General features: G+C 62.6%; 1 protein-coding gene. It reads right to left on the reverse strand.

Going from position 1 to position 890, the window contains the following annotated elements; all coding sequences use genetic code 11:
• Nucleotides 1-890, reverse strand: an 890-nt coding sequence (locus tag C5F48_RS24205; RefSeq protein WP_181247789.1) for a helix-turn-helix domain-containing protein, incomplete at both ends; no start/stop codon positions are given.

Genomic DNA, 890 nt, shown 5'->3' on the forward strand with positions numbered 1-890 from the left:
CTTTCGAGCAATTCGGGCTTGTGCCCACGGCTGCCGGCCCCATCGTTTTTTTCTCGGCAAGAGGGCGGCCCGGCAGGGGCGACCTCCGAAGGTTTGCCGTCATCCCGCTTGCGGGATGGCCGAAGATCGACGGAGGAGCCGTTACAGACTACGAAAGTATCTTCTTTTGTATCTTGTATATATGGGCGGAAGTCGGCTTCCGCTCGACCGGAAGTTTGGGACTGTAAATCGAGCAGCGCCAACACTTTATGGGTCAGGCCGTCCACAGCTTTGAGCTGGTGCGAAAGCTCGGCTGCCGAGAGGCCGTCGTAGCGCCGCGGGAGGGCCGCCCATTCCTGCATCAGCGTCGCCGCCTCGGGATGCTCTGGAGCCACAGTGACAAGCTGCAAGAGCGCCGCCTTGAAGATCCTGCGCGCGGCGGAGATCTTGCGCCGCATCAAGGTGCGTTCAGTCCGGTCGGCCTCGAGCTGCTTTTTCATTGCGACAAGCGCCGGGACCATGGCGATGAGCGGGCTGAAGCTGATGCCTTGTTTGAGTCTCCCGTCGCAAAAGCAGCCGCGGCTCCCGTTCGCTGCGGTCGTCTTGTTGACGAGCCCGGCCTTGATCCAAGCGTTTTCGTCGTCTCGCATGGCGCGAGGGGTCTTGTCGCAGATCCCGGCGCATTCGATCTGCGTCATATAGCAGACCGGCTCAACGCCCGGGTCGATCCAGTCACCCGGTCGTGTCAGCTCCACAAGGTTGCACAGTGCTTCGATCCGCGCCGCCCTGAACCCCAGCGCGGGGCGCACGGCGCGCAGAAGCTTCTTCACGTCGCTGCGTTGCATCCCGGCCGGAAGGACCGGGAAAGCGCCGTCCGGCGCGATGTTTCTGGCTTGTTGTCGTCCCATTGT

The organism is Cereibacter changlensis JA139 (genome assembly GCF_003034985.1).
GTDB lineage: Bacteria > Pseudomonadota > Alphaproteobacteria > Rhodobacterales > Rhodobacteraceae > Cereibacter > Cereibacter changlensis.